We start from the raw sequence: 22,496 nt of genomic DNA on the forward strand, positions 1-22,496 counted from the left end.
CTTCTCAGGAAACTCCGCGGTCGATACGGAGCACGCGGCCAGGACTCGACCGAGTAGTAGCTCCGAAGCCGTACCAGGAGCCGGTTGGGCTTGTTGGGACAACGAGCCCAACCGGCTGACGTTCTCATTTCCACCGACGGTCGGCGACATGACGGCGCGGGTGACCATCTCGGCGGCGACGAGGTCTTCGAGGGCTTGGCGCTGAACGGCGTCGTAGCTGTCGATACGACCGTTGGTCCAGACACGGTAGGCCTGATGACAGCAAGGCTCCGGCTCTGTTGATCTCTGTTGCCACTCCCCTCATAGGCGGTGCATACCCCGCTGCGCTCATCGAGGCGGCAACGCAACCAGCAGGACGACCGGGACAACGTGACAGTTGTGGGCCGGAAACGCCCTCGGGCGGGCATCGCCAGAGGCCCAGAGGAGTGGTGCGCCCGGCGGGGCTGGAGGGGATCCGGGGAGGGCTGGGCAAGGGTCAGACCGGTGGGGGTAGGCCCGGTGCGGAGGTGGGGTGAGGGGGGCCGGCGGCTCGGGGTTTGGTTTCGGGCGCGCCGTCTGCGTCACCTTCCACGACCGGCGAGACGGGAATGCCCGGCCGGGCTGGAAGGGGCGTGAGCCGGCCCGACCGCGCCCGACTTTTGTCCGCGGACAAAAGTCGGGGGCCGCCAACCGCACGACCAAGTCGGTTTCGGCAGCAAGAACCTCCTGCGGTTGCGGCACGTTTGGTGATCCCCGCAGGCTCAGGAAGCTGGTCTCGGCGGCAAGTAGGTCGACCGCCCGTGTGGGTTCATCCTGGGCAGGGAGCAGACCTCCAGGTAGCTGAGGGTACGCCGGCAGCGGGTTCATCCCCGCGTGGGCGGGAGCAGGACGCCGGCGCGCTGAGCCTCAGCCTGATCCGGGGTTCATCCCCGCGTGCACGGGGAGCAAGTGAGGTAGCCGGACGCCTCCGTGATCACGTGGGGTTCATCCCCGCGTGCGCGGGGAGCAGCGCCAACGTCCGCGCCATTCGCAGTTGATCCAGGGTTCATCCCCGCAGGCGCGGGGAGCAGGCCACTACTGTGACGCCCCATTCGGCCCGATGGGGTTCATCCCCGCAGGCGCGGGGAGCAGCGATCGAGTGCGCTCTCCATGGCGGTGGGGCGGGGTTCATCCCCGCAGGCACGGGGAACCGGCTTGCTGAGCTGGGACTCTATGCGGGGATGCAGCCGTTCTGCATCACTTTCATCGAACTGGGCAATCGCCGCGCAACCGGCATTCGCTTGGAGCGGGGCAATGCCCCTCCCACCGACCCCCCAAAAGCCCTGACCCACCGTCATAACCCCCGTAAGGTGCCCAGTAGTGATCACCAACTCACGGACAGGGGCGGGCGCCATGGGGGGCGAGCGGAGCCGGCGGAGTCGGATCGTCGGGTACTGGCGTGCGGTGGAGCTGTTCAGCCCGCAGAAGATCCCGGCACTGTCTGTCCGGGACCGGGTGTATGCCGCCGAGCCCGGCCAGCCCATGCCATGGGAACCGGGCCACCCCCTCCGGACCGTGCCCCTGGAGCCGGGCTACGGCTGGCAGCACGTCGTGTACGGCGGCGCCTACACCCTCAGCGCCGTACGCGACACCCTGCTCCACGTCTTCGGCGAGAGCGGCGAGGACCACGACGGCCGGATGGACGGCGAGAGCGCCCTCTTCGCGTTGACCGTCACCGACGAGGGCCGGCTCCTGCTGGACTCACCGGTCTTCTCCTCCTGCGCCTGGGCGACCGGGCGCGCCGGCTCCCCCGGTCCTGCCCGCCGCGGCTGGCTCGACGGATTCGAGGAGGAGGCAGACGCCTGGGTCAGGCGCGCCTCCGAGCTCGGCGCCCCCATCGGCGGCCTCGTCCCCGGCGCGGCGGGAGTGCCTTCCGAGATGCCCTCCGAGATGCCCTCCGGGCAGGCGACACCCGACCCGGACGACGAGTCGCCCATCGGCCCGGGGCTGGTCACGGCCCGGCACCTGTTCGGCTTCGCCGACGAACTGGCCCGTGCCTGGGGCGTCGACGTCCCGCTCAAGCCCGCCGGCATCCGCGTCCGCAGCGTCGCCGTCCGCCTCGACCACGCGACCTCCGGTGGCGGCGCCGACCAGCAGGACTTCCTCAACAGCTTCATCGCCGCAGACCTGGATCTGGTCGCCACCGAGCTCGCCACCACCGATCCGGGCGCCGGACTCGCCGCCTACCTCACCCCCGACACAGCCTTCGACCGCACCCGCCGGATCGACCTGCGCCTGCATCCCGAAGCCGCCCTCGCCGGCGTCGCGCCCGGCCGGACTCCCCCCGGGCGCTGGCCCGCCAATCCCAAGCACCCGCTGGCCCTCAGCCAGCAGTTCGCCGTCAACGCCGTCCACTCCGAGCTCTCCCCCGCCGCCGGGGTCTTCGCCGTCAACGGCCCGCCCGGAACCGGCAAGACCACCATGCTGCGCGACTGCTTCGCCGCTGCCATCGTCGAGCGGGCCCGCCGCCTCGCCGCGCTCCGCCTGCCCTCCCAGGCCTTCGCCGAGCAGGCCCCGTACGTCTGGAAGAACGGCGACTACACCCGTACGGTCACCCCGCTGCGCCCGGAATTCACCGGCTTCGAAATGGTCGTCGCCTCCGCCAACAACGGGGCGGTGGAGAACATCTCCACCGAGATCCCCGCCCGTGCCGCACTCGGCGACGACTGGCGGGAGGAGGCGGACTACTTCGCCGAGCAGGCGACCCGTCTCCTCAAGGGCGAGCCCGCCTGGGGCTCGGTAGCTGCGCGCCTGGGCAGCAAGCGGAACCGCCTCGAGTTCGTCAACCGGTTCTGGCACGGCAAGTACCGCCAGACCGACGTCGGCGCCCCTCCCCCACCGCCCGTCCCGGCCCAGTCATCCGCCGGCCGCCGCACCCGCAACGTCTGGATCGACAGCGGCAGCGGCCTCGCCCACCTGCTGCGGCAGTGGCGCGACACCCCGCAGACCGGGGTGTGGCGCGAGTCCAAGCAGCGGTTCGAGGCCGCTCTCACCGAGGTCGAGCGGCTGCGCCGCGAGCGTGCCGAGGCCGCCGAGGCGTACGCCGACCGGCAAGGCGCGTACGAGAACCAGCTCCGGACCCGCCGGGCCGTGGAACAGGGCACGGCCGAGCTGGTGCGCGTACGGGAGGCGGAAGTGCCGGCCGAGGCCGCCCTGGCCCGTGCCGAGCAGGAGTTGGCGGAGGTCGAACAGAGGCATGAGGCCCACCTGGCCCGCCGCCCCGGGTTCACCGTAAGCCTGTTCACCCTGGGCCGCGCCGCGCGCACTTGGCACGCGGAGGAGGCGGAGGCCGCAGGGTTGGTCGCCGCCGCCCGCCGGGCCCGCGACACCGCTTTCGCCCGACTGAACGACGTACGCGCGACCGTGGGCGCGGCGGCCGCCGCCCTGCGCCGCGTCCAGGAGACGCAGCAGGCTGCGGAGGCCCGCGCCGACCGTACGGACCGGACGTTGACGGCGGCCCGAGCCCGCTGGGAGGGCTTCGTACCGGAGGAGTCGTGGCTCACCGACGACACGGCGCGCGAGCTCTCGGCCCCCTGGTCCGACCCGGAGATCACCCGGGCCCGCAGCGAGTTGTTCCTCGCGGCCCTCGACCTCCACCAGGCGTTCCTGCGCTGCACGGCCCGCACGATGTACGCGAACCTGATGGGCGCGATGGACGCCGTCGCCGGCGCGGTGCCGAAGACGGTGCCCGAGCCGCACCTGCGCGCCGCCTGGCAGAGCCTGTTCCTCGTCGTCCCGGTCGTGTCGACCACCTTCGCCTCGCTCGACCGGGTCTTCGGACGGCTCGGGGCGGAGGCGCTGGGCTGGCTGTTCGTCGACGAAGCCGGGCAGGCGACCCCGCAGATGGTGGTGGGCGGCATGTGGCGGGCCCGCCGGACGGTGGTGGTGGGCGACCCGCTGCAGCTGGAGCCGGTGGTGGTGCTGCCGTGGACGGCGCAGCGGGCGCTGCGGGACGACTTCGGCGCCGCGGAGGAGTGGGCGCCGGGGCGTACGTCGGTTCAGCAGCTCGCCGACCGGGCGAACCGCTACGGCACGCTGCTGCCCGCGGAGCTGCCGGACGGCAGCCACGAGGTGTGGGTCGGCTCGCCGCTGCGGGTGCACCGGCGGTGCGACGACCCGATGTTCTCCATCAGCAACGCGGTCGCGTACGACGGTCTGATGGTGCAGGGGGTCGATCCGGGTGCGCGCGAAGCGTACGTGTACCGGCCGGCCAGCAGCTGGGTGAACGTGGTGTCGACGGAGGCGGACGGGCACTGGATCCCGGAGGAGGGGCGGGCGCTGCGGCGGATCCTGGAGCGGCTGCGGGACGAGGGCGGGGTGGACCTGGGGCGGGACGTGTTCGTGATCAGCCCGTTCCGGCAGGTGGTGGCGGGCGCGAAGCGGGCCTGCCGGGACCTGATGCCGGCGGAACGGGTGGGCACGGTGCACACGACGCAGGGCAAGGAGTCGGACGTGGTGATCCTGCTCCTCGGCACGGACCCGCGGCGCGCGGGCGCCCGCGCCTGGGCCGCGTCCCGTCCCAACCTCCTGAACGTCGCCGTCAGCCGCGCGAAACGCCGCCTGTTCGTGATCGGCGACCTGGAATCGTGGCGCGACCAGCGCTTCTTCAGCACGCTGGCGGAGTCCCTTCCTACCCACACGTGGCAATCCCGCGAGGAGGGGGACCGCGCGTAGACCGCGGGTGGTCGTCCCCGCGGGCGCGGGGCACAGACAATGTCGATGTATCCAGGTCGGAGGATGTCGGGTTCATCCCCGCATGCGCGGGGAGCAGGGCCGAAACCCCCAATCTGGTCCCGTCACTGGGGGCCATCCCTGCACGTGCGGGGAACAGACCTCCAGGAAGAAGGTCAGGGTTGCCTCGTAGGGGTCATCCCTGCATACGCGGGAGAGAGCCTGTCAAGGGCCTGCCCGCAGTCCGGGTTGGGTTCATCCTCACGGGGCGGGGACCAGGAGGCACTATGGGTGCCCGTCGCATAGCCCGTGGGTCCATCCCGCATGCGTGGGGGGAGCCGAGCTCTACCAGGCTAAGCCGGAGCGGTGGATTCCTCCCTGCGCGCGCAGGAATCTGGCCACCGTGGACGGCAACACCCACCTCTACGGGGGTCCATCCCCACGTGCGCGGGGAACAATCAAGTAGCCGTCTCGACCCTTGAATGCCTCGGGGTCATCCCCGCCTACGGGAAGTGTCACTGCGGAGGATGCCGTACGCACGGCTGGCAGGTTCATCCGCGCACGCGCGGAAAGCAAACGAGCACCCTGGCCCTAAGCCTACGGCTCGCGCTTCTACCCGCGTGGCGGGGAGTAGACGAACAGCCTGACCCCTGTACCCGCGGTGGGACCATCCCCGCATACGCGGGAAGCGGACGGACTTCGCACCCTGTGACTTTAGACGCAGCGCGGAGCGTTCTCGCTCGGTTTCTCAGAACTGGACATTGCGGATGTTCCCCTGCGTGGACTGGCGCCCCCCATCCCCTCTGGCACTGGCGCCGTAGACACGGTGGGCGGCCCCGGCCCAATACTGCTGTCCGACCCGGGGCGCGGCGGATATAGTGGGGGCAACTTGTTACTCAGGCGCGAAGGGCCCTCCACCATGTGGAGGGCCCTTCGTCTTTCCGCGTCCGGTTCAGGCGACCTGGAGCTTCGGTCGGCCCGTCGGAGTCGGCGGGGCCTGCTGGTACATCGGCAGCTTCAGGTTGGGCAGGTCGCCCGCCTGGATCCGCGCGAGTGCCGCGCGGAACGCCGCCTCCATGGCCTCCGGGGTCTCGTACTTCGCCGCGAGCGGGTGGAGCCGGTACGAGTTCCCGTTGCGCTCCTCGCTGCGCGGCCGCAGCACGATGTTCAGGTCGCACAGCGGAGCGATGAGCCCGCTGACGGCCTGCGGGGTGACCCCGTACTCCGCCGCCATGTCCTTCTGCCGGACCTGCAGCGTTCCACCGAAGTCGCTGCGGGCGACCAGGTACTGGAGGAACTTGACCGCGGACCCTGACAGCGGCAGGGCCCAGATCCGTTCCGCGACGATCGGAGACATGACGTTAGCCATGAGACAGCCTTCCTCGTGAGCGGGCGCCCGCGCGGGGGCATGGGAGCACTATCACCCGGTACGCCTCCTTCCGCGAGAGCTGATCTCGGTGGGCCCGAAGTCGAGCTCCAGCTCTTCCTGGTGGGCGCCTTCCGGCCCCACCGCGTAAGGAAACGACTCGACGTCGTGTTCGTGCCGGTCAGCGAGCTCGGCCAGCACCTCGTGCTGGGCCGTGCTGTTGCCGTGGAACCACAAGCGCACGTTGATCTGGATCCGGCCGTTGCCGACCTTCTCCACCCAGTTGTAGCCGCACAGCGCCTGGACGGCACGGTTGACCGTGGAACGCGTGATCATCTTGCCGCCCTTCTGAGCGGCGATCTTGTTCAGCCCGTCCGTGATCTCCTGCTGCGTGTACGGGGTGATGCCGGTCCCCGGCACCTGCCCGCCGGCCACGAAGAGGAACACACAGAGCTGGGACTTGGTGATGCTGTTCGCGACGGCCAGCTGCGCGAGGAGCTGCGTGAACCAGTTGCTGGCCAGGCTGTAGCCGGCGCCTCCGGCCATGTCGTGGACGGCCTTCGGATCGGCCGCGTACTCGAAGTGGACTCCCGTGAGCCGACGACGGCCACCGGGGTCGGTGGTCTGCGCCACCTGCTCCCCCAGCTGCTGGCCGAGGACGGCCAGGATGTCTCCGTACTCGGCACCGTCCCCTGCGGCGGTGGGGGCCGGGATTGGACGGGGCCCGCGCTGTCGGCGACGTGCGGGCGGATCAGATGTCACAGGACCTCCTTGTTACTCAGGCGGTCCGAGAGTATCCAAAAAATCAACGTGTGCTTGTCTTTTGCTCTGGCGACACGCCAGACGGGGCCTCGGATCCCGGCCCCGTTCGAACGGGGCGCCAAAAGTACACGGCTCCTGAAGTTTTTCGGCCTCCAAGCCCCGAAAGTACACGACTCCTTGAGTTCGCGTGTCGTGATGGCGGCACACTTCGAGAGCCCTCCGTGTACTCACCTCGCGCCGGGCGCCTCCGACCTCAAGCCTCTGACCTGCAGCGATGCGCGAGCGCAGCCTGCGCCCAGAAACTCAACGTCTGCTTTACTTTTTCGCGAAATGTGCTCGCCAGATACACATTTCAGAGACCCAAATGTGTCCTGGGGAGCACATGGGTCTCGAAGAACCTGCAGGTCAGAGGCCATGTCGCGGCCGCGCCCTCTTATAAAAGAGCAACCTGACCGACGGCCTGTCACCACCCCCATCAGCGACCTCTGTTGGGCACACCGACGCCACGCAACCCCTCTGTCTGGCTCCGCAGGTCTCACTCAACCTCCGCCCTCGGTGACCCTCCTGAACCTGCACCACCGAAAGTCAGCCACAGTGATGCCCGCACCCTCAGGAGCAGGCGCGTGTGCACCTCAGCCACTTCCCGGTCCCAGCCACGCTGCTGCTTCTCCTAACCCCCATCGGCCCGTCCGCCGCCACGAAACGTGTCGGCCCCGGCGGGGCACCGCAAGCCCGCCAGGGCTGAGGAGCTACCGACCCGATGCGATACCCAGGAGCTGGGTGAAGGTAGGGAACTCGGGCACCCATCGGGTTCTGACCTCGTGGCGGGATGCCAGCAAGAGTGCTGATCCAGGAAGCAGCACCGAGCGTCTCAGGGATCACATCGACTCGGTCAGAAGCTGGATGTCGGCCGACAGTCAACCCGCACGGTATTCCCTAGCGACGACTCAGCAGCTCGGCGATGCGCATGAACCCGTCAGCGCCGTGGCCCTGTCCGATGGCTCGGCGGGCCAGACCTTCTGCCGCGCGCATCACGCCCGCGTCGATGCCGTGAGCCTCGGAGGTGTGGACGATATGGGCCATGGACGACGCCGCTGAGGTGAGGGGGTTGCCCTCGCCGGAGAACGTTCCGTTGTCCACGTCCTCCGCGAGCCCTTCGAAGATAGGCGGGAGTATGTCGCCGATACCCTTGGCGAACGGCGCCAGTTCTCGCGCCGTGATCCCTTCTGCTCGTGCCACCGCCAAGGCATGGGCATAGCCCGTCATGGCGGTCCAGAAGATGTCGAGCAGCGCGATGTCGTATGCCGCCGCCCGGCCAATCTCCTCGCCGAGGTGGGTATGGGTGCCGCCCAACGCCGCCAGGACGGACCGGTGCTCGTGGTAGAGACCTTCTGAACCGCTGTGAATAAACACTGCGGCCGGGGTGCCGATGGTCGTGATCGGCGTCATGATCGCACCGTCCAGGTAGCGAACGCCGTGCTCAGCCGCCCACGCTGCGGTATCCCGGGCCCGGTCCGGCGTGTCTGCGGTCAGGTTGACCACCGTACGCCCCTTGAGCGCGTCGGTGACCGCCTCGCGCCGCAAAACGGTGTCCACCGCGTCGTAGTCCACCACGCAGACCACGGTCAGCCTGCTCGAGGCAGCGGCTTCCTCAGCCGACCGGCAGCTGACCGCGCCCCGCGCGACCAGCTCCCGGTCCCGGCCCGGCGTCCGGTTCCAGACCGTGGTCCGCAGGCCGGCATCCAGGAACGCGCCCGCCAGGGATCGACCCATCGGACCCAGGCCGAGGACGGTGACGGCAGACTGTTCGGTGTGTAAGGACATGGTTCAACTCCATTGAAATATCGGCAAAATGTAACGAATGGGGCGAAGATGACACGCAGTCGTGCCCAGGACCCAAATGTCTGTGGGGTAACCGCCGCGATCGCTGTGATCGACGGAAAGTGGAAGACGACTCTGCTCTGGCTGCTGGAATCCGGTCCGCACCGCCCGGGCGAGCTGCGTCGGCGGCTGCCGGGCCTCAGCGAGAAGGTGCTGACTCAGGCGCTCCGCGAAATGGAGACCGACGGACTGGTGCACCGGGAGGTGCACGACGTACTTCCGCTGAAGACCACGTACTCCTTGACCGTGTTCGGCCGAGAACTTTCCGAGGCGTTGGCTCCCCTCTCCGACTGGGGCTACCGCCGTTTGGAAAAGCTCACCGACGCCCAGTCGGCTTCCTGACGCATCGCACAGCCACCTCACGTCTCACCCGGATCTGGTGGCCCTCCGACCGCCCTTCACCAGGATCGGTCGGCCGCTGACCGCCGCCAAGTACCCACAAAAAAGTGGCTACGGGCTCAGATCGGCGTCGACTGTGCCGTGCCTTCGGCGTACGAAGCAGTCCGGCGTATGGCTCACCCGGCGGACCCGGCCGCAGTACCGCCACGACAACCGGAACGGCTGCGAGGCCAGCCCGCACACCTCCGGCTCGGAGTCGAGCCCGCCCGGCCGTCTCAAATCGGACCGACAAAGCCAGACGCGCGACCAAATCGTTCAGATAGACCGAGGCTGGCCCACCTCCAGCAAGACAGGTCACAGGTCATACCGGACAACAGTTGGCATTCAGGGGCAAGATCTGCCCGCGTGGCTCGTCGCCTTCCTCGGGGAAAGTTAGTAAGGTACCCGCATGACCGCTCCATACGATCCGGAAGTCAGGGAAAAGGTAGTCGCGAAGCTGCCGGCCTCCCTGCGGCAGGAACTCAAGGTCCGCGCAGCCCAGTTGGGCGTGGACATCCAGGACGCCGTAACCGAGGGGATCGAGGCCTGGCGTATGGACGCCTCCGCCGCCACCCCTGTGGACACGTCCGGCGCCTCTTCCTTCTCCACCTACCTCCCCACCGGGCTCTACGGGGACTTCAAGGAGGACTGCCGGGCCCGGGAAGTCGCGTACAACCAGGGCGTGGCCCAGTCGATTCGGCTCTGGCTCGACACCCACCCCTCCCCCGCCGGGCGCCGCAGGCCGTCCACCGAAGGCGCGCGCCGGATCGTGGTCTGTAACCAGAAGGGCGGTGTGGGCAAGAGCGCCATCAGCAACGGGCTCTCGCAGGCCCTTGCCGAGACCGGTGCCCGGGTCTGTGTCATCGACTTCGACCCGCAGGGTCACCTGACCCGTCACCTCGGTGCGGAGATGCTCGGCATCAAGGAGCCCAGCCTTGCCAAGCACATGCTCGGCGAGAACGAGGGACGTATCAGGGAGCTGCTCGTACCCATCGAGCACGGGGTGTTCGCAGGCCGGCTGTTCCTGCTGCCGTCGTGCAAGGACGCCTTCCTCCTGGACGCCAGGCTGGCGACCACGCGCCACGTCCGGACGAAGGAAACCGCCCTGGAGAAAGCCCTGGAGGATCTGGAGAAGGAGTTCGACTACATCGTCGTCGACTGCCCTCCGAGCCTGGGCTACACCATGGATACGGCCCTCTATTACGCGCGGACCCGCGAGGGCGAGGAACCGAAGACCTCCGGCATCGTCGTCCCGGTCCAGGCCGAGGACACCTCCGCCGACGCGTACGACATGCTGAGCGAGCAGCTCGAGGACCTGGTCGACGACCTGGACATCGAGATCGCACAGCTGGGCTTCGTCGTGAACCTCTACGACAGCCGCAAGGGCTACGTGGTGACCTCCTCCCTCGACAGCTGGAAGGAGTTCGGCGACCCGCCGGTCATCGCGGTCATCGCCGACCTGAAGGAGCAGCGGGAAGCCGTGCGCGTCAAGCTGCCCCTCCTCCACTACGCCCCCGAGTGCGAGCAGTCCGACGCGATGCGCGAGATCGCCCGGAGGATCGCGGCATGAGCAAGAGCGACCTCCTGGGTACGGGTGCGGCCTTCAGCAACGCCCGACGAGGCAGCGGCGGCCGGAGCGAGCGCGGCCGGGCCAAGGCCATAGCGCAGGGCGACCTGCCGGCGTACGAACTGATCCGGATCCCGCTGGAGCAGGTGGCGGCCACGCCTCTCAACCCGCGCCGCAACTTCGGTACGGACGAGGAGAAGACGCGGTTCGGCGAGGAGCTGCGGCAGGCACAGCTGTCGGCGTGCGTGGCAATCAGCCGCAGCGCCTACCTGGGGCTGTGGCCGGACCACGAGTCCCGGATCGGCGCGGCGACGCACGTCCTCATTAACGGCGAGCGGCGCTTCCGCAGCGCCCTGCACGTGGGTCTGGAGACGCTGGACTTCGTCGTGCGCGACGACCTGGCCGGCTCGCGCACAGACTTCATCGACCACCTGCTCGCGGAAAACCTCGAGCGCGAGGACTTCGACGTCATCGAGCGGGCCCGCGGTGTGCAGCAGCTCGTCGAGACGTGCGCGGAGGACGGCCGGGAGCACGGTGCGAAGTCGCGGGCGGCGGAGCGGCTGGGCAAGTCCCCTTCGTGGGTGACGAACCAGCTGGTGCTGCTGGAGCTGCCCGAGGAGATCCAGGCGATGCTGAGCTCGGGGGACCTGCCCGAGCGCGACGGCAGGCTGCTGGCGCGGACGGCGAAGGACCGGCCGGGAGCCGGGGCTGCGGAGCTGCTGGACTTCCTCCGGGCGAGCAAGGAGCAGGAAGCCCAGGTCAAGGCGGCACAGCGGGAGATCCTGCGGAGCGCACAGGAGGCTGCTCCGGTGACCGCGGCCACCGCTGACGCTCCCGATTCGGGCCCTGCCGAGGACCCTTCGGAGCCTGAAGCGGGGGATGGCCGGCAGGCCCGACTTTTGTCCGCGGACAAAAGTCGGGAGCCGGAATACGCTCCGCCGGCGGTGTCGGAGACGCCTCGGGTGGCGAGCGAACCGGCCGCGGTCAGCCCCACTTCCCCGCCGGCTGCGGCAGCCACGCGAGCGCCTGCGCCTGAGGCCGAGCCTGCCTTCGCTCCCGAGCCGGAGGGTGTGATTCCGAGCCAGGGCAGCAGGAACACGGATGCCTCCCCGGTCTCCTGGCACGACCCGAAGGCGGTCTTCGACGCAATCCAGCAGAACATGTCGGCGAAGCAGCGTGCGGAACTGACGATGCTCCTCATCGACAACAACTAGCGGAGCCGAAGCGCTCAGCTCCTACGAGCCCCACCTTGACGTTCTGAGGTGGGGCTCGAGCCATGTCGGCGAGAGGCTGCTGCCGAAGCAGCGCAGACGCCCTGGCCGTCGTACCCGGTCTACTCGACGGCTTGCCGCGGGCCCTTCGATTGCCTGCGTTCTCAGCGCGCGGTGTACCGTGCTCGCTCACGTCGCAGTTGGCGGTGCCGGAGGGATGTCGGGGCGTGCGCGGCGCGGGCGGTGCGGCGGTCTCGCGGGATTCCGGCTACGTCCGCCCGCCTCCTGTCCGGCAACCCTTGCCGGGCCACTGCCCACCTTGGACTTCGGCAGCACCCGGGCCCTTTCGTCGTGCAGAGCACAACCATCGTCCCGAAGCAACTAGGACGGGTGCCGGAGCACTATGGATGAACTCCTTGACCTGCGGCAAGGGTCCCTGATCGTTCGCAGGCGTCCGACGTTGTCCACGCCGGATGTCACGCAGTTAGTCACTCAGGCCAACGACAGGCAGGGACCCCGCCCTACGATGCTGGGACGATCCATTCGGTAGCCGTCTTGGCGCTCGACGGGTGATAGACGATCTTCGCGGGCCGCTGGTTCTTGGGAACGGGGAAGGGGATCCTTCCGCGCAAGCAGTCACCTGCTTTCACCACGGTGGGGATCGTTGGGTACTCAGGCTTGGGTAGGTCCCCGCCGTTCAAGCCCGTCGTCTGTGTCCGAGTGCCGTCGGCGAAGGCAAGGGACCACGGCTGCTGATCACTGCTGATCTCCGCCCCTTGTTTATTGCAGATCTTCACCTCGACCGCAGCCCACACACCATCCACGACACCAAGTTCCGCCCCGGGTGGAGTAACCCCCTTGACGAAATGTTGGTAAGCCAGCACGGTCGTCGTGCCACTTGCCGTTTCGTTACCACTTTCTCCCCAAATGGCCTCCTGGCCAATCTGGAGCGGGGTAGCCGGCGTGGTCGGAACCTGGGTCGGCACTTCTGTCCTGGGCGTCGGAGTGCTGCTGGCCAGGTCAGTAGAGTCTGTCGATCCTGAGCAGGCCGTCAGACTAAGGAGCAGGCACACTCCCACGACAGTGCGTACGCGCATGGTGTCTCCCAAGCTGCTGATATGCAGAGACGATCATCTCGCTTCACTGCCCGGTGCGTCCTAGAGATTGGGCATTTACACACACGCAAACGCAGTTGAACTCGGGCGACAAGCCTGCTGGAGCATGCCTACGGCCAAGTGCCAGCCCCGCCATTCTTGCTGCTGCTGCGGGTGGCTTGCTTCCTAGGCGTCCAACACCTGCTGGCGGACACGCTTTCCAAGTCTGTTGATGCAGGTCAGAGGGGCATTCACTCTGGTTCATCTGCGTTCGCAGACATTGTCGGGTGGCTGCCAGTCAGCGCTCCAGACGGTGCCGAGCGATGGCGCACGAGGCTGAATGAGACGGAAAAATGAGACGGCGCTCACTGCGATGCATGCTGTGCTCTCTTGGTGAGGCCAGGTCGGTGCGTCCCTGCAGGAGCGGGGAGAAGTGGTCGCCTTCCTGAGTCTCAAGGCCCGTCACGGGTTCATCCCTGCGTACGCAGGTCTGGGGCTGGGTCGAGGCTTGCGCGATCCAGGGACCATCCCCGCATGTGCGGGGAGCAGTACTTCGTCAACAAGTACGGTGCGCGCTTCCCGGGGCCATTCCCGCATGTGCGAGGCATAGTCTTCTCTTGACCCTGCAAGATTATGGTGCTCTGCCTGTTCCTCGCTGCACTTTCCCCGATGCTGGCAGTCCCTCTTCCTGCAGATTGGCCGGCCGTCCGCGGTCGTGCCCCTGATGCCGGATCCCAAGGAACTGCCCGAAAGCAGCGTCTCTGCTCGTACAGTTGCAGGTCACGAAGCCTTCTTCCCGCGCGTGCGGGGATGGACCCGACATCCTGAGACCTGGATACATCGACGTTGTCTGTGTCCCGCGCCTGCGGGGGATGAGCCCCACCTGTGCCGCATCCGGGGTTGTTGCAACGCTGCTCCCCACCCCTGTGGGGATGAACCCCAGGTCAAAGGCGGCTTGCACGAGAAGCCGGAATGCTCCCCCGTGGGCGGGGGATGAACCCAACACCACCACCGGCGACGGGCCGATGTCGCTGTGTTCCCCGTGCACGGGGATGGCCCTAAAGCCGAGGACCTGGCAGACACGTTCAACGGCTGCCCCCGCGCCGGCGGGGATGAACCTGTCCAGGCAGGTGTCACAGGAGCTGCGCCGGATCCCCCTCCCGCTGCGAGCGCGCCGAGGAGGCAACTGCCTCTCCCTTAAGCATGGTTGGACTTTCCCGAAACCTGCCAGATCGTCCTCGTTCGCCTGCTAGCGTCCTGCCTCATTCCAGCAAGCAACCGTTATGAGCAGAGAGCGAACGATGCAACTTGGCTGAATCACGCACCCTGCGCGACGGGGCGATACGCCCCCGATGGGATCCCCGGCAGGAGGCATGCGTCACGGCACTGACCCTGGACGACCAGCTCGTCGACCTGAACCTCGTCGACCTGCTCCACGATGCCGACGAGATCCGGACCGTGGAAGGTTCCACTCCGGGGGAGAAGGTCGCGTTCATCGAGTTCCTGCTGGCCATCTGCTACGCCTCGGGCACCTGCCCGACGTGTGCAGAGGAGTGGCCGGCCTGGGTGGACGAGAAGCACTCCCTCCGCCCCGTCGCCGAGTGGCTCGCCAAGCGCCCCGACGACGAGGTCTGGGACCTGTTTCACCCCACCGAGCCGCTCGGGCAGAACTCGCTCCTCGCCCCCTTCCTCGACGAGCACGGAGCCGGTCCGGCGCAGCTGGTGATCGAACAGGTCGGGGACTACAACCAGTTCTTCGACCACCACCACCTCGAGCACCCGCGCCCGTTACCCGTCGCCCAGGCCTTCCGGGCCCTGCTCACCCAGCACGTGTACGGGCCGGCCGGCCGGGCCCGGATCTCCGGCAAGGAGACGCTCGGCCCCACCATCACCAACCTCGCCGCAACCCGCCTGGGCACTCGGATCCGGGTCATTGCGCTGGGCTCCACCCTCGGCGAGACCCTCCGCCTGAACCTGGCCCCCGTCGCCGGGCCGCCCGGCGAACTGAACCTCTCCTGGACCGCGGGCAAGGAGCGCCGGGGCTTCAAGACGAAGCCCAACGGCCGCCCCGTCAGCGGCCCGGCAGACCTGCACAGCTACCTCGGCCGGTCGGTCCTGCTCCGCCCGACGCCGAAGGGGGACGCCGTCGACCGGGTGCTGCTCGGCGCGGGGGAGTTGCTCTCACTCAAGGACGAGCACCTTCAGGACGCCGTCTACGCCAAGAAGGCGGACGGCACGACGAAGCCGCTGTGGGCATCGGCGTCCCGCGCCGTGTGGCGCGACGCCCACGCCCTCTACGCCGCGGTCGCCGAGGCCCGCTCCTCCAAGGACGCGAACGACGGCGACACCTTGTACCGGCGTCTCGCGCTCTTCCCCCCGGAGGACGTCGCCCCCGAACCCGGCCAGCAGCCCGCGCGCCGCGTCGAGCTGTGGACGGTCGGACTCGTGGCCAAGCAGACCACCGCCATCACCTGGGTCGACGGCGCCTTCCCCTTCGCCCCGGGCCTGGAGGCCAGGCTTTACCTCGCCTCCCGACGCGGTTCGGAGATCGCCGAGTACGTGGCCACGGCCCTGAGCAGAGCGGCGTACGCGGCCTGGACCGTTGCGTACCCGAATCCCAAGCCGGCCGATAAGGCCGGCCAGATCGCACGCTTCGACGCGCGCCGGATGCACTTCGAAGCCACGCGGGAGCCGTTCGACCTGCTGATGGACGAGACCACCATCGGGGAGCCCGTCCACGAGTGCCTGCTCGACTACGCCGCCACCGTGTCCACCGCGGCCCGCAGGTTCCTCACCGAGTGCCTCGACTCGCTGCCCAGGAACTCGCAGGGCGCCAAGGCACAGGCCGCCGCCCTCCAGCGGTTCGACGACGAACTGGCATCGCCGAAGGCCCCGGCCGAACTCCGAGGGGAGAGGGCATGACCACCCAAGCCACGTCCGAGTCCACGCCCGGACCCGAGAGCAGCGAGAGCAGTGCCGCCCTCACGGCCTGGCTCGCCAGCCTCGTGCACAACCGGAACTACGGGAGCCTCGCCGAGCTCCGCCGGCCCCGGGTCCGCAAGGAACCCCACTTCCGGGCCATCTGGTACAGCCCGACCGAGGAACAGTGGGAGGTCTACGAGCAGGTCGCCTTCCTCTTCGCGGTCTACCACCAGGGCCGGTCGAAGCCCGCGTACGGCTACGGCAGCCTGGGCGAAGCCGCCCGCCGCATCGGCAGCGGGGCTGGACGCGGTCCGGACGATCCCGGTGCGGCCCGACTCGTCGACCGGATCGTGTCCAGCCGCCGGATCCCCTGGCGCCACCTCCAGCACGCCGTCGCCCGGCTGCGCGCCTGCGACCAGCCGCCGCCGAACTGGGCCCGGCTCGTCGACGACCTCTGCCAGTGGCACGACCGCAAGGCCCGTATCTCCTACCACTGGGCCGTGGCCTTCCACATGCCCTGGTCCCGGTCCGCCAGCGCCCGGACCAGCAGCACGACCGCCGCCGACACGACCCAGAAGGGCACCACCACGTGACCAGCAACGCCTCTTCCACCGGCAGCCAGTTCCTCTCCCTGCACCTCCTGGAGACCCTGGTGGCCGTGCTGCCGGTACGCGATGAGAACGGCTCTCCGAAGTCGATCGTCTACGGCGGCGCCGAGCGCCACATGATCACGAGCCAGGCCCGCCGCCGCGCCGAACGGGTCCACACCCGCGACCGGGCCAACGCGGGCGTCGGCGCCCTGGCCGGGCGGAGCACCGGCATCCGGACCCGCGAGTGGGCCCTGATCACCAGCCGTGCGCTGACCTCCGTGCACGGCTGGGACTCGGACGAAGCCGTCCGTACGGCCCGTGCCGTCATCGAGGCCACCGGGCTGAAGTTCGGCGATCCGGCAAAGAAGACCGTCGCCAACCTGACCAAGGTGCTGCTGTTCGCCCCCTCCGACGCGGGCGCGCGCATCGCCGCCCACATCCACGCGCAGGCCGAGGAACTCCGGCCCTGGACGGCGGAGTATCTGGGGGTCCAGGCGGCGGCCGCGGCCAAAACCAAGAAGGGCGGCCGCAAGGCTGCCGACCAGGAGGCCGCCGACGCGGCGGACGAGGGAGCAGACGGCACCGCTGCGGGGGATGCGAAGCTGCCCGGTCTGCCGCCCGCGACCCGTGCCGCCGTCCTCACCGCGCTCGCTCCGCGCGACGCCATCGACATCGCCCTCTACGGCCGCTTCCTCGCGGAGATCGCCGATTCCCCCAACGTCGACGGCGCCGTCCAGAGCAGCCACGCCTTCACCGTCCACGAGGCGGAACAGGTCGACGACTTCTACGCGGCCGCCGACGACGCGAAGCTCGACCGCAAGAAGAACGCCCTGGACTTCCTCGACGCGGCCGACGACGCCGGGGCCGGCATGACCGGCTACCAGTCCCTGATCACCGGCACCTTCTACCGGCACGCCGTACTCGACCGCCTGAAGCTGCGGAGGAACCTTCAGGCCGCCGGCATGACCGCCGAGGAAGCCGAGGAAGCGTCCGTCGCGGCCGAGGCGGAGTTCGTCAACGCCTTCGTCGACGCCTTCCCCGAGGCGAAGAAGAACTCCACCGCCTCCACCGGATCGCTGCCCGCCCTGGTCCTCGCCTTCGAGGGGGAGCGGCCGTACAACTACGCGGCCGCCTTCCAGTCGCCCATCGACGAGAACCCCCTGGACAAGGGCGGCGAGGGGCCGGCCGGGCCGGCCGCGGTCAAGCGGCTGCTGAAGCACCACGCCTTCGTCAGCCGGCGCCGCCCCGACATCACGTCCGGCCGCGTCCTCACCTACGACCCGCAGATCGACGAACTGCTGGGCACCCTCAAGGCGCCCGGCGCCACGCCCGTGACCTCCGCCGAGGAGCTGACGGCGTGACGTACGTCCTGCTGGTACGGCTCGCCGCTCCCCTGCAGTCCTGGGGAGCGGGGTCACGGTTCTCCCACCGCGACACCCACAGCCGGCCCACCAAGTCGGCGGTGATCGGCCTGTGCGCGGCCGCCCTCGGCCGGGACCGCACCGATCCCGTGGACGACCTCGCCCGGCTGCAGTTCGGTGTGCGCGCCGACCACCCCGGCACCCCGGTGCGCGACTACCACTCAGTCGGCGCGGGGAAGTACCCGCTGCGTCCCCGGGACATCATCACCGACCACCGGCGGGCGGCCGCCGTCGCCAAGAGCATGGAGGCGGCCGACGGACCCGGCTTCGGCCACCACGAGCTGGCCGGGTGGTACGGGGCGCCGAAGAAGATCGCAGCCGACCCCGTCTCCGGCGCCCTCGTCTCGGGGGAGGTCTCCCGTACGGCGCTGATCACCGAGCGGCGGTACCTGTCGGACGCCGCCTTCATCGTGGGCCTCCAGCACGAGGACCAGGCGCTGCTGGAGGAGATCGCCCACGCCCTGGAGCATCCGAAGCAGCTGCTGTGGCTCGGCCGGAAGTCCTGCCCGCCCTCCGGCACCCTGGCCGCCGGCATCCTGCCCGGCACGATCGCCGAGGCCTTCGCGGCCAAGCGGCTGCTGCCCGGCCCGGACGGCCCCGACTCCTCCGGCCGGCGCCCGTGGGCGTGGATCCAGACCGTGCCCGGTGCCCGGGGAGCGTCCCAGGTCAACGACCAGCCGGTCAGCTTCGATCCCGCGCGCCGGGTCCATGCCACGCGCTGGGAGACCCGTACGCGCGTCACCATCGCCCCGACCGCCACCGATTGGGACATCATCCCGTGAACAGCACACGTGCCTCCACAGCCCGCTTCGTCGCCACCCACTCCGTGCTGTCCCTGAACGCCCGCCATCCGCTCGTCGCCAAGTCCCTGGTCGACGCCCAGGAGATGCACCGCACCGTGATGAGCGGGTTCCGCGGCTGGGTGGAGGACGGCGATCCGGCGGCCCGTTCCCAGATGGGCGTCCTGTCGACCTGGTCGGTGGACCTCAAGGCGGCAGCACTCGTCCTGGTCGTGCAGTCCCGGGTCCCGGGAGACTGGTCGCGCATACCCCGCGCGGCCTTCACGGCCCCGCCGCACATCATCACCGTGGACCGCACTTTCAAGGCGGGGGAGGTCGTGGGCTTTCGTACGGTCGTCAATCCGACCCGCAGCAAGCCCTCCGGCAAGCCGGCCGAGGAGAAGGTCCGCGGCACCCGGACCGCCCACACCACGCCGGACCACGTGAAGAACTGGTTCCTGCGCCGCCTCCAGGCCGACGGCGAGCCGGGGACAGCCGAGGACGGTGTGGTCCGCATCGGCGCCACCGCAGACCCCGACACGCTGGGGATCCGCATGCTGCCGACCGTCTCCAGCGCCCACAGGCGCAAGCCCGTGCGCATCGGCCGTGCCGAAATCCGCGGCACCCTGACGATCACCGACCCGGACACCCTGGCCACCACCCTCTCCAACGGCCTCGGCCACGCCCGCGCCTACAGCTGCGGTCTGATCCTGACCCGCTGAGGATGCTGATCTGGGGGCCGACTTTTGTCCGCGGACAAAAGTGGGCCTCCCCAAGAGGGCGCTCCGCAGCCCCTCCCGCTCCCGCAGGGATGAGCCGGTGGCGACCCCATGGTGTGTCGCCGACCTCGGTTGCTTCGCTTCCCGCATCCGCGGGGATGAACCCGTCGGCCTGGGCACGTTTTTCCTCGGCGGCGCCTGTCGACCTCGCACATGGGGATGGACCCGGCACCGGCCCGGCCCGGATTTGTCTCTGCTCGGGTGCCCGACTTTTGTCCGCGGACAAAAGTCGGGCACCCGGCACCCGATTTCCCTGACGCACGGCACGAGGCCACACCGCAGGTCACGAACGCAGCGGAGGCCAACGGGCCAGGGGGCCGGAGGAGTCGCCGCGGTCGCCGCCGTCACGGATACCCCGTTCGAGGAATGGCTCCACGGGGCGCTGGGCGCACGCTGCCTTCAGGTATCCGTCCACCAACGAACATGCGCCGACCAGGTGATCATCCGCCCGTACGGACCCCGCGTGGGACTGGTTTGGTCGTCGGGCGGACGACGCCCGCCGGGCCGGCGACCCCCGCGCTCACTGCGCCGGGCGCGGCGCTGCGATGCTCCTGTGGGCTGATGCCGTACACCCGCTTGAAGGCCGAGCTGAGGGCGAATCCGCTGCCGTAGCCGACCTGCCGGGCGACGGTGTTCAAGGTGGCGTCGGATTGGCGCAGCAGGTCGGCGGCCAGGGCCAGGCGCCACTCGGTCAGGTAGGTCATCGCCGGCGTGCCGACGGCGTTGCGGAAGGACTCGGCCAGCGTCGCCCGTGACACGCCGATCTCGGCGGCGACCCGCGCCAGCGTCCAGTCGTTCGCCGGGTCCTCGTGGAACAGGCGCAGCGCCTCGCCGGCCACCGGGTGTGCGTGGGCCCGGTACCAGGCCGGAGCCTCGGTCTCGGGCCGGTCGAACCACACCCGCAGCACCGAGATGAGCAGCAGGTCGAGCAGGCGGTCGAGCACGACGCCCTGGGCCGGCCCCTGTTTGGTGGCCTCTTTGGCCAGCACCGGGATGAGCGTCGAGTCCCACGTGTCGTCGGACACGACCAGCACCGGCGGCAGCACGTCGAGCAGGCGCTGGCCGACGGCGCCGACCTCCTCGTACACGCCGAGCAGCATCTGCACCGACCCGTCGGGATTGCTGCCCCACGTGCGCACCCCCAGAGCCATCCGCTCGCGCAGCTCGACGCCCTCGGGTGTGACGCACTGCTGGCCGGGGTGCACGATGACCTGCGGCGGGGTCGCCGCCTCGTCGCTCATCACGTAGGGGTCCGTTCCACGGACGATGGCGACGTCGCCCGGGCGTAGCCGCACCGGCTCGCCGTGGTCGGGCTCGATGCATGCTTCGCCGCTGAGCATGATGGCGAGGCACAGCGGTGATCCGTCCTGGACCCGGATCGACCAAGGGGGGTCCAGCACGATGCGGAGGAGGAAAGCGCCGCTGGCCCGCGGCCCCTCGAGTAGCGCTGCGAGTGCATCCACCCGACCGACACTAGACGATCGGTTATGGATCCTGGCATCTCGGCCATGGACCGTCCAGATCGGTGCCGTTCAGACTGCTGGCATGACAACAAACGAGCACACGATGTTGGTCCTCGGTGGTACCGGCCGGGTCGGCCGCCGGGTGACCCGGAGGCTGATCGAGCGAGGCGTGAACGTCCGGGTCGGCTCTCGCACCGGCGAGCCCCCGTTCGACTGGGAAGACCCCTCGACCTGGGCCGGCGCCGTCGCCGGCGTCCGGTCGGCCTACCTGATGTACTACCCCGAGGTCGAATGGCCCGGCGCCGGCGACGCCATCGCCGCCCTGGGCCGGCTGGCGGTCGACGCCGGCGTCCAGCGCCTGGTCCTGCTGTCCGCCCGCAACCAGGACGAGGCCGTCCGGTGCGAGAACGCCGTGACGAGCCTCCCGGTCGAGTGGACGATCGTCGCCCCGTCTTCGTTCAACCAGAACTTCGACGAGGGCGTGTTCCTCGAACCGCTGCGTCACGGAGTGCTGGCCCTGCCCGCCGGCGACAACGCCGACCCGTTCATCGACGCCGACGACATCGCCGACGTCGTGGTGGCGGCCCTCACCGAGGACGGGCACGTGGGCGAGCGCTACGAGCTGACGGGCCCCCGCCTGTGGACCTTCGCGGAAGGCGTCGACGAGATCGCCCGGGCGACGGGCCGCGCACTCCGCTACGAGCCGATCACCCGGGACCAGTTCGCCGACGCCATCGTCAACGACGGCGCCCCGCGCGATTTCGCCGAGCCGCTGGCCACGCTCATCTCCGAGTTCTTCGACGGCCGCAACAGCTCGCTGGCCGACGGCGTCGAGCGTGCCCTCCACCGCAAGCCCCGCGACTTCGCGGACTGGGTGGCCGAGATCGCGCCCACCGGCGTGTGGGACGCCGTCTAGGGTGCGCATCATGACCATGAACGGGGAATATCTGCGTGTTACACCAGCGGAGCTGGACCACGCACTCAGGGATCCGGACTGGGCCTACGGCCTCGCAGAGGAGGCGATGGATGCCACCGGGGAGGGCGACGACACCCCGGCGGACGCCCGGCACTTCACCACGCACCAGACGTGGGCTCTGCTCGACTTCCTGCTGCGACGCTCGGTGTTCCCCGTCGACATCGTGAACGGCGAGGAACCCCTTGCCGAAGCCGACGACTGGGGCTACGGCCCACCCCGCTACCTGCCGCCGGCCCGGGTGAGGCTGGCCGCCGACGCGTTGCGCGTGATCTCGTACGACCAGCTCATCCGCAATGTCGACCCTGCTGAACTGACCCGGGCCGACGTCTACCCCCTGATCTGGGACTCCCCGGACTGCCTTGAGTGGGCCCGCGATCTGTTCACGGACCTGTCGGCCTTCTTCGCAGCAGCGGCCGGCGCGGGTCACAGCTTGCTGCTCTGGATCGACTGAACCCCAGCTCCTGATTCTCCCGATACCGAGCCGCCCGGCGTTACGGACGGGGCTGTTGGGTGCACTCAACAGGTACGAGGGTCCCCATCCGCCTCCTGCGCCCCCCGGGTAGCATTCGAACACTTTCCGGGGGGATGGTTCATTCACCGCTCTGTCCGTAGTCCGCC

General features: G+C 69.4%; 16 protein-coding genes. 11 read left to right on the plus strand and 5 right to left on the minus strand.

Features of this window, described 5'->3' with window-relative positions; translation table 11 throughout:
* Window positions 1-1,338 precede the first annotated feature (1,338 nt).
* Window positions 1,339-4,692, plus strand: coding sequence for a DEAD/DEAH box helicase (locus tag AB0447_RS22580; protein ID WP_366478514.1), 3,354 nt, complete (start codon window positions 1,339-1,341; stop codon window positions 4,690-4,692).
* A 949-nt stretch (window positions 4,693-5,641) separates the two neighbouring features.
* Here the strand turns inward: AB0447_RS22580 and AB0447_RS22585 are convergent.
* The 3 genes from AB0447_RS22585 to AB0447_RS22595 form a co-directional block, all read right to left on the minus strand.
* Window positions 5,642-6,058, minus strand: coding sequence for a hypothetical protein (locus AB0447_RS22585; RefSeq protein ID WP_366478515.1), 417 nt, complete (start codon window positions 6,056-6,058; stop codon window positions 5,642-5,644).
* 51 nt (window positions 6,059-6,109) lie between these two features.
* Complete coding sequence (locus AB0447_RS22590; RefSeq protein WP_366478516.1) at window positions 6,110-6,817, minus strand: hypothetical protein; 708 nt, start codon at window positions 6,815-6,817, stop codon at window positions 6,110-6,112.
* Between the two features lie 936 nt (window positions 6,818-7,753).
* On the minus strand, window positions 7,754-8,641 hold the full coding sequence (locus AB0447_RS22595) for an NAD(P)-binding domain-containing protein (RefSeq protein WP_366478517.1): 888 nt from the start codon (window positions 8,639-8,641) through the stop codon (window positions 7,754-7,756).
* A gap of 48 nt (window positions 8,642-8,689) precedes the next feature.
* Here AB0447_RS22595 and AB0447_RS22600 point away from each other — a divergent pair, with 48 nt between their 5' ends.
* From AB0447_RS22600 to AB0447_RS22610, 3 genes are all read left to right on the plus strand, one after another.
* Window positions 8,690-9,040: a helix-turn-helix domain-containing protein gene (locus AB0447_RS22600; protein WP_366478518.1), complete on the plus strand. Its 351-nt coding sequence runs from the start codon at window positions 8,690-8,692 to the stop codon at window positions 9,038-9,040.
* Window positions 9,041-9,485: 445 nt separating this feature from the next.
* On the plus strand, window positions 9,486-10,646 hold the full coding sequence (locus AB0447_RS22605; protein WP_366478519.1) for a ParA family protein: 1,161 nt from the start codon (window positions 9,486-9,488) through the stop codon (window positions 10,644-10,646).
* Window positions 10,643-11,857, plus strand: a complete 1,215-nt coding sequence (locus tag AB0447_RS22610; protein ID WP_366478520.1) for a ParB/RepB/Spo0J family partition protein — start codon at window positions 10,643-10,645, stop codon at window positions 11,855-11,857. Before AB0447_RS22605 ends, AB0447_RS22610 begins: the two co-directional genes overlap by 4 nt.
* A 518-nt stretch (window positions 11,858-12,375) precedes the next feature.
* On the opposite strand, the gene AB0447_RS22615 is transcribed toward AB0447_RS22610, so the two are convergent.
* Window positions 12,376-12,840 (minus strand): DUF4352 domain-containing protein, encoded by a 465-nt coding sequence (locus tag AB0447_RS22615; protein ID WP_366478521.1) that lies wholly within the window; start codon window positions 12,838-12,840, stop codon window positions 12,376-12,378.
* A 1,416-nt stretch (window positions 12,841-14,256) separates the two neighbouring features.
* Here AB0447_RS22615 and AB0447_RS22620 point away from each other — a divergent pair.
* The 5 genes from AB0447_RS22620 to AB0447_RS22640 are packed head-to-tail and all read left to right on the plus strand — an operon-like array spanning window position 14,257 to window position 19,382.
* Entirely contained in the window at window positions 14,257-15,870 is a 1,614-nt protein-coding gene (locus tag AB0447_RS22620; protein ID WP_366478522.1) for a type I-E CRISPR-associated protein Cse1/CasA, read from the plus strand.
* A complete protein-coding gene (gene casB / locus AB0447_RS22625) occupies window positions 15,867-16,463 on the plus strand; it encodes a type I-E CRISPR-associated protein Cse2/CasB (RefSeq protein WP_366478523.1) in 597 nt (198 codons plus the stop codon). The genes AB0447_RS22620 and casB overlap by 4 nt, the downstream gene beginning before the upstream one ends.
* Window positions 16,460-17,821: a type I-E CRISPR-associated protein Cas7/Cse4/CasC gene (locus AB0447_RS22630; protein ID WP_366478524.1), complete on the plus strand. Its 1,362-nt coding sequence runs from the start codon at window positions 16,460-16,462 to the stop codon at window positions 17,819-17,821. The genes casB and AB0447_RS22630 overlap by 4 nt, the downstream gene beginning before the upstream one ends.
* Window positions 17,818-18,663 carry a type I-E CRISPR-associated protein Cas5/CasD gene (gene cas5e / locus AB0447_RS22635; RefSeq protein WP_366478525.1) on the plus strand — a complete coding sequence of 282 codons (846 nt, stop codon included), beginning with the start codon at window positions 17,818-17,820 and terminating at the stop codon, window positions 18,661-18,663. Before AB0447_RS22630 ends, cas5e begins: the two co-directional genes overlap by 4 nt.
* Window positions 18,660-19,382, plus strand: a complete 723-nt coding sequence (locus AB0447_RS22640; protein WP_366478526.1) for a type I-E CRISPR-associated protein Cas6/Cse3/CasE — start codon at window positions 18,660-18,662, stop codon at window positions 19,380-19,382. The genes cas5e and AB0447_RS22640 overlap by 4 nt, the downstream gene beginning before the upstream one ends.
* A gap of 497 nt (window positions 19,383-19,879) precedes the next feature.
* On the opposite strand, the gene AB0447_RS22645 is transcribed toward AB0447_RS22640, so the two are convergent.
* The gene (locus tag AB0447_RS22645; protein WP_366478527.1) at window positions 19,880-20,902 is read right to left on the minus strand and encodes an AraC family transcriptional regulator; all 1,023 of its coding nucleotides are present in this window, start codon (window positions 20,900-20,902) and stop codon (window positions 19,880-19,882) included.
* An 82-nt stretch (window positions 20,903-20,984) separates the two neighbouring features.
* On the opposite strand from AB0447_RS22645, the gene AB0447_RS22650 reads away from it, so the two are divergent.
* Together AB0447_RS22650 and AB0447_RS22655 are read left to right on the plus strand one after the other, a co-directional pair.
* Entirely contained in the window at window positions 20,985-21,818 is an 834-nt protein-coding gene (locus tag AB0447_RS22650) for an NmrA family transcriptional regulator (protein ID WP_366478528.1), read from the plus strand.
* A 10-nt stretch (window positions 21,819-21,828) separates the two neighbouring features.
* Window positions 21,829-22,329, plus strand: a complete 501-nt coding sequence (locus tag AB0447_RS22655; RefSeq protein WP_366478529.1) for a YfbM family protein — start codon at window positions 21,829-21,831, stop codon at window positions 22,327-22,329.
* The last annotated feature ends 167 nt before the right edge of the window (window positions 22,330-22,496 follow it).

Source organism: Streptomyces sp. NPDC051211 (genome assembly GCF_040689505.1).
Lineage (GTDB): Bacteria > Actinomycetota > Actinomycetes > Streptomycetales > Streptomycetaceae > Streptomyces.

Excerpts from the sequence above, each read along its gene's own strand:
- AB0447_RS22655 (WP_366478529.1), top strand. The coding sequence starts at position 21,829 with ATGACCATGAACGGGGAATATCTGCGTGTTACACCAGCGGAGCTGGAC.
- AB0447_RS22650 (WP_366478528.1), top strand. The coding sequence starts at position 20,985 with ATGACAACAAACGAGCACACGATGTTGGTCCTCGGTGGTACCGGCCGG.
- AB0447_RS22605 (WP_366478519.1), top strand. The coding sequence starts at position 9,486 with ATGACCGCTCCATACGATCCGGAAGTCAGGGAAAAGGTAGTCGCGAAG.
- AB0447_RS22610 (WP_366478520.1), top strand. The coding sequence starts at position 10,643 with ATGAGCAAGAGCGACCTCCTGGGTACGGGTGCGGCCTTCAGCAACGCC.
- AB0447_RS22600 (WP_366478518.1), top strand. The coding sequence starts at position 8,690 with ATGACACGCAGTCGTGCCCAGGACCCAAATGTCTGTGGGGTAACCGCC.
- casB (WP_366478523.1), top strand. The coding sequence starts at position 15,867 with ATGACCACCCAAGCCACGTCCGAGTCCACGCCCGGACCCGAGAGCAGC.
- AB0447_RS22595 (WP_366478517.1), bottom strand. The coding sequence starts at position 8,641 with ATGTCCTTACACACCGAACAGTCTGCCGTCACCGTCCTCGGCCTGGGT.
- AB0447_RS22585 (WP_366478515.1), bottom strand. The coding sequence starts at position 6,058 with ATGGCTAACGTCATGTCTCCGATCGTCGCGGAACGGATCTGGGCCCTG.